General features: G+C 67.4%; 4 protein-coding genes. 1 reads left to right on the top strand and 3 read right to left on the bottom strand.

What is annotated here, in order from left to right; all coding sequences use genetic code 11:
- Positions 1-98: 98 nt before the first annotated feature.
- Genes sppA through FHR96_RS20740 form a run of 3 tightly spaced genes read right to left on the bottom strand, consistent with a single transcriptional unit; the run spans position 99 to position 2,833 of the window.
- Positions 99-1,190 carry a signal peptide peptidase SppA gene (sppA, locus tag FHR96_RS20730; protein WP_183389617.1) on the bottom strand — a complete coding sequence of 364 codons (1,092 nt, stop codon included), beginning with the start codon at positions 1,188-1,190 and terminating at the stop codon, positions 99-101.
- Between the two features lie 32 nt (positions 1,191-1,222).
- Positions 1,223-1,873 carry an HAD family hydrolase gene (locus tag FHR96_RS20735; RefSeq protein WP_183389618.1) on the bottom strand — a complete coding sequence of 217 codons (651 nt, stop codon included), beginning with the start codon at positions 1,871-1,873 and terminating at the stop codon, positions 1,223-1,225.
- A 12-nt stretch (positions 1,874-1,885) separates the two neighbouring features.
- The gene (locus FHR96_RS20740; protein WP_183389619.1) at positions 1,886-2,833 is read right to left on the bottom strand and encodes an RluA family pseudouridine synthase; all 948 of its coding nucleotides are present in this window, start codon (positions 2,831-2,833) and stop codon (positions 1,886-1,888) included.
- A gap of 568 nt (positions 2,834-3,401) precedes the next feature.
- On the opposite strand from FHR96_RS20740, the gene rne reads away from it, so the two are divergent.
- A partial coding sequence (gene rne / locus FHR96_RS20745; protein WP_246393069.1) for a ribonuclease E occupies positions 3,402-6,191 on the top strand: 2,790 nt, incomplete at its 3' end.

Below are 6,191 nucleotides of genomic sequence, written 5' to 3' on the forward strand. Positions count from 1 at the left end.
GCTTATGACTTCAAGCTCCGGGCGAAGCCCGGCTCTTCCAGGTGCGAAGCACCGCTCTTCAAGCTTACGTCCGCGAAGCGGGCGTTCTTCCAGCTGCTCTAAGGGCCGAGTTGGTAGCGCAGCGGCGAGGCCGCCTGCGGCAGCCCGAACCATTCGGCAGCGACTCGCCCGAAGCGCCTCGCCAGGCGGTCAAAGGGATCGAGACGCGGCGTGTAGTCCTGGGTACGCGGCGTGGCGAGGCGCTCCCTGGCCAGGGTGTCGAGACTGCCCAACTCGTCCACCAGCCCCAGATCGAGGGCCTGCTCGCCGGTCCAGACCAGGCCGCTGAACAGGCGCTCGTCGTCGGCCAGCCGATCGCCGCGCCCCGCCTTGACGTCGTCGATGAACTGGCGATGAGTGGTGGCCAGCACCTGCTGCCAGAAGTCGCGCTGCTGCGGCGAGATCGAGGAGAAGGGATCAAGAAAGGCCTTGTTCTCGCCGGCGGTGAACACGCGACGCTCGACGCCCAGTCGCTCCATGGCGTCCTGGAAGCCGAAACCGGCATTGATGACGCCGATCGAGCCCACCAGGCTGGCCGGCGCGGCCACGATCTCGTCGGCAGCGGAGGCGATGTAGTAGGCGCCGCTGGCGCCGATGTCCTCGACCACCGCGATGATCGGCTTGCCGCCCTGCCCGCGCAGCCGCATCAGTTCGTCGTAGATCCGCTGGGACTGCACCGGGCTACCGCCGGGACTGTCGATGCGCAGCACCACGGCCTTCGCTCCCGGCGCCTTCCAGGCCCGCCCGACGCCCTCGATGATGCGATCGGCGCTGGCCCGGGAGTCGCTGTCGATCACGCCCTCCACCTTCACGACAGCCAGATGAGGACCCGCCACGCTCCCCGATCCCCCAACACCGAAAACCCCGTAGAGAGCCGTGGCCAGCGAGACCAGGATCAGGGCGGCGAACAGGAAACGGAAGAACAGCTTCCAGCGTCGGGATCGACGCTGTTCGGCCAGCACGCCATCGATCCAGCGATCGAGCATGGCTTGCTGGGCGAGGCGTTGGCGCTCGCGCAGCGTCTCGGCATCCTCGTCGCCCGGGGCCGGTGCCGCCTGCTCGGCGCCCGTGCGTCGGCGGCGCTCCTCTCGGGCCTGCTCGGCGCTGAGCTCCGGCCCTTGGGTCCAGTCGTCGCGTCGATCGTCATCCATGGGCCTACTCCTGTGAACGAAACAAGCAGCGCTCAGGCATGCAGCCAGTCGATGAGCTCGGGAAAGGCATCGGCGGTAAACACCGGGCGACTGGCGGCCAGCCGCTCGGGCGCATGCACGCCATAAGTCACGGCGATGCGATCCATGCCCAGCGCCCGCGCCATCTCCAGGTCGTACTCGGTATCGCCGACCATCACGGCCTCCTCTACCGGAACGCCGAGTTCGTCAAGCAGCTCCTCGAGCATCCGCGGATGCGGCTTGGAGAGCGTCTCGTCGGCGGTGCGGCTGGCGTGGAACCAATGCCCACAGCTGCGCTCATGAAAAATGCGATCGAGCCCCCGGCGGCTCTTGCCGGTGGCCACCGCCAGGCGACTGCCGCCATCGGCACGCAGCCGCGCCAGCCCGTCGACCACGCCCGGGTAGAACGGCATCGGGGTCACGTCGCCCTCCACGAAGTGGTAGGAATAACGCTGCCGCAAGGCCTCGGCACGCTCGGGGTCGATGCCCGGACACAGTCTGGCGATCGCCTCGGGCAGCCCCAGGCCGATGATGTCACGTACGCGCTCGTCAGACAGCGATCCCCAGCCGATGTCGCGACCGGCGGCCTGCATGCAGGCAACGATGCGGGCCACCGAGTCCATCAGGGTGCCATCCCAGTCGAAGATCATCAGTCGATAGCGCATGAAGCCTCCGCGTCAACGAGCGTCGCGGGCGCGTGCCAGCACGCCATCGAGGGTGTCGCCGAGCGGCGCACGGATCTTCACCGGCTTACCGCTGGTGGGCTCGGGAAAGGTCAACGAGGCGGCGTGGAGAAACAGCCGCGACAGACCGAGCTGCGCCGCAATACGCCCCCCTTCGCGGGTACCATACTTGTCGTCGCCAAGCAGAGGATGGCCGGCGTGGGCGGCATGCACCCGGATCTGGTGGGTACGCCCAGTGATCGGCTCGGCCTCGATCAGGGTGGCGCGAGCAAAGGCCTCGCGCACGGCGAACCGGGTACGCGCCACCTTGCCGCCGCTGTCGACCCGCACCCGCCGTTCGCCGTTGCCGGCGTCGAAGCGATCCAGGCGGGCGCTGACGAAGTCGCGCCGCGCCGGCCAGCGACCGGCGACCAGCGCCAGATACTGCTTGGACATCTGATGGCGCTTGAGGGCATCGTTGAGGCTCAGCAGCGCCGGCCGCGACTTGGCCAGCAGCAGACAGCCGGAGGTATCGCGGTCGAGGCGGTGCACCAGTTCGAGGAAGTCCAGATCCTCGCGAACCTGACGCAGCGCCTCGATCAAGCCAATCTTGACGCCGCTACCACCGTGGACAGCGAGTCCCGATGGCTTGTTGAGCACCAGCCAGTCGCGCCCCTCCAGCAGCACGCTGCCGGCCAGCAGGTTGCGCAGGCTGTCGCTGACCTCACGGACCGCCTCGCGGGGCGCAAGCTTGAGCGGCGGTATGCGTACCACGTCCCCCAGCGCCAGCCGGGTGTCGGCCTTGACCCGCTTCTTGTTCACCCGCACTTCGCCCTTGCGCACGATGCGGTAGATCAGCGCCCGAGGCGCTCCCTTGACGCGCGTCATCAGGAAATTGTCGACCCGCTGGCCTACCTGGCCCTCGGTCACTTCCACCCATTGCACCTCGCGGCCCTCGGCCATGCGACACTCCACTTACCACTGGCGTAAAAGGCGCATTCTACCGCAGTGCCGGCCATTCTGCCGCCAATTGCTGGGTATCCCCTTTACTGGTATATTGCGAATTCGTTCCAGTGGACAGAACCGTCCATTCGCGCGCCTGCACGACATACACGCAGGCCGGAGCGACGAAATCAGGCCGCGACGACCCTCCCACACGAGGTCCCGCCGCCGACAAGCAAGCGATACAACGCCACGCCCGCCCCGCCTCGCTTCCGACGAACGAGCGGCTACCACGGGATACGTACAACATCGTGCCGGAGGCCGGCGTTGGCGAATCGATGAATGCCAGGTGTTGGCGGTGACCGCAGGGCCGGATGGGAAACGAAACGACCCGCCGAGACATGTCCTGCCTCCGCCCCGTACTCAACATGATCATGCCGTGCCGGCCCGCCACTGCTATCAGGCCCCGACACGGCCGGGCGCAGTTCCGCATCCGCGACATGCGCTGAGCACAAGCACGCTGCACCCTGCGGTTCGCCATCGTCGTTGCCCATGGGCGCCCACCGGCGCGTCCATTTTGCGAGACGACATGAAACGGATGCTCATCAACGCGACCCAGCCCGAAGAGCTGCGCGTCGCCCTGGTCGATGGACAACGCCTCTACGACCTGGACATCGAGTCCGGTGCCCGGGAACAGAAGAAAGCCAACATCTATCGCGGCAAGATCACCCGCGTGGAACCCTCCCTCGAAGCCGCCTTCGTCGATTTCGGCGCCGAACGCCACGGCTTCCTGCCGCTCAAGGAAGTCTCCCGCGAGTACTTCGTCAAGGAACCCTCCGGGCGCCCCAGCATCAAGGAAGTGCTCAAGGAAGGCCAGGAAGTCATTGTTCAGGTCGACAAGGAGGAGCGCGGCAACAAGGGCGCGGCACTGACCACCTTCATCAGCCTGGCCGGCCGTTTTCTGGTACTGATGCCCAACAACCCCCGGGCCGGGGGCATCTCGCGGCGCATCGAGGGCGAGGAACGCGCCCAGCTCAAGGAGGCCATGGGCCAACTGACGGTGCCCGACAAGATGGGCCTGATCGTGCGCACCGCTGGCATCGGCCGCTCGCCCGAGGAACTGCAGTGGGACCTCGACTACCTGGTCCAGGTCTGGGAGTCGATCACCGAGGAGGCCGGCAAGCGATCCGCGCCCTTCCTGATCTATCGCGAGTCCAACGTCATCATCCGCGCCATGCGCGACTACCTGCGCCAGGACATCGGCGAGGTGCTGATCGACAGCGAGCAGGTCCACCAGGAGGCACTGGCCTTCATCCGCCAGGTCATGCCCTCCTACCAGCAGAAGATCAAGCGCTACGCCGACGAGGTGCCGCTGTTCTCGCGTTTCCAGATCGAGTCACAGATCGAGACCGCCTACGAGCGTGAGGTCAAGCTGCCCTCCGGCGGCTCGATCGTCATCGACCACACCGAGGCGCTGGTGTCCATCGACATCAACTCGGCGCGCGCCACCCGCGGCAGCGACATCGAGGAAACGGCGCTGCAGACCAACCTGGAGGCGGCCGACGAGATCGCGCGCCAGCTGCGCCTGCGCGACATCGGCGGCCTGGTGGTCATCGACTTCATCGACATGTCGCCTGCGCGCAACCAGCGTGAGGTCGAGAATCGGGTGCGCGACGCCCTCAAGCTCGACCGCGCCCGGGTGCAGATCGGCCGCATTTCCCGCTTCGGCCTGATGGAAATGTCCCGCCAGCGCCTGCGCCCGTCGCTGGGCGAGACCAGCGGCGTGGTCTGCCCGCGCTGCGACGGCCAGGGCACCATCCGCGACGTACGCTCCATCTCGCTGTCGATCATGCGCCTGATCGAGGAAGAGGCGATGAAGGAGCGCAGCGCCCAGATCCGCGCCATCCTGCCGGTGCCGGTGGCCACCTACCTGCTCAACGAGAAGCGCGCGGTGCTGGCCGATATCGAACGCCGCCAGGACGTTCGCGTGGTGCTGTTGCCCAATCCCGACATGGACACGCCCCATTACGACGTCCAGCGCCTGCGTGACGATCATGTCGATGAAGAAGGCTCATCGTACAAGTCCAGCTACGAGCTGCCCATGGAGACCGAAGTGGGCAAGGAGCCCGAGGCCGCCTTCGGCAAGCCGGTCAAGCGGGACGAGGCCGCGGTGAAGACCGTGGTGCATCACGAGCCGGCTCCGGCCTCGCTGCGTGAGGAAGCCCCGGAGAAGTCGGCCGAGCCGTCGCCCCCTTCTCCCAAGGCCGCCCCCAAGCCCGCTCCCGCCGCTGCCCCGAACGCCCGGGATGGCGTGCTGGGCCGCCTGGTGAAGGGCTTTGCCCGCCTGCTGAGCGGTGAGGAACAGCCCGCCCAGAGTGGTGACACCTCCCGCGCCGACGAGCAAGCCAAGCGTCAGCCCTCCTCTGCCCGGCCGGCCGGAGGCCGCGATGAGCAGCGCGGCGAGGCCAAGCCCGGCGGCAACGGCCGCCAACGCAACCGCCGCGGCGGTCAGCGCCAGGAGCGCAGCGAGGGTCGCGACGAGAGCCGCACCGCCAAGCCACAGCGCCAGGGCGATGACAAGTCTCGCACCGACAAGAGCAGCAGCCAGCGCGGCGGCCGAGGTCGCGGCCAGCGCCAGGATGACGTCCGACAGTCAGCGGAGGCCCGCAAGTCCCAGGACGGCAAAGGCCAGGGAGGCCGCAAGCCCCAGGACGGCAAGCCTCAGAGCAGCAAGCCGCAGGAGACCAAGTCCCAGGAAAACAAGGCTCAGGAAAGCAAGGCTGAACGGACCAAGGAAGTGAGCCCGGCCCAGGCTGCCGCCACCGACGCCGATGCCAAACCCAAGCGCCTTCGCAACAATCCTCGCCAGCGCCAGCGCCAGCACGCCCTGAACCCGGAGGCGGTAGCCGAACAGCAACGCCTCCAGGCCGAGGCGGCCAAGGCAGAAGCACAGCCGGAAGAGGCGAAAGCCGAGCAGCCCAAGGCCGAGCAGCCCAAGGCAGAGGCCAAAGCCGAGCAGCCGAAGGCCGAACAGCCCAAGGCAGACGCCAAAGCCGAAGAGCCGAAGACCGAAGCCAAGGCGGAACAGCCCAAGGCAGACGCCAAAGCCGAGGAGCCGAAGGCCGAAGCCAAGGCGGAACAGCCCAAGGCGGAACAGCCCAAGGCAGACGCCAAAGCCGAAGAGCCGAAGGCGGAAGCCAAGCCGGACACCAAGGCTGATCAGCCCAAGGCAGACGCCAAAGCCGAAGAGCCGAAGGCGGAAGCCAAGCCGGACACCAAGGCTGATCAGCCCAAGGCAGACGCCAAAGCCGAGGAGCCGAAGGCCGAAGCCAAGCCGGACACCAAGGCCGATCAGCCCAAGGCAGACGCCAAAGCCGAA

Source organism: Halomonas organivorans (assembly GCF_014192055.1).
Classification (GTDB): domain Bacteria; phylum Pseudomonadota; class Gammaproteobacteria; order Pseudomonadales; family Halomonadaceae; genus Halomonas; species Halomonas organivorans.

What these genes read in the sequence shown, in the direction of transcription:
- FHR96_RS20735 (WP_183389618.1), bottom strand. Translation starts at nt 1,873, where the DNA reads ATGCGCTATCGACTGATGATCTTCGACTGGGATGGCACCCTGATGGAC.
- FHR96_RS20740 (WP_183389619.1), bottom strand. Translation starts at nt 2,833, where the DNA reads ATGGCCGAGGGCCGCGAGGTGCAATGGGTGGAAGTGACCGAGGGCCAG.
- sppA (WP_183389617.1), bottom strand. Translation starts at nt 1,190, where the DNA reads ATGGATGACGATCGACGCGACGACTGGACCCAAGGGCCGGAGCTCAGC.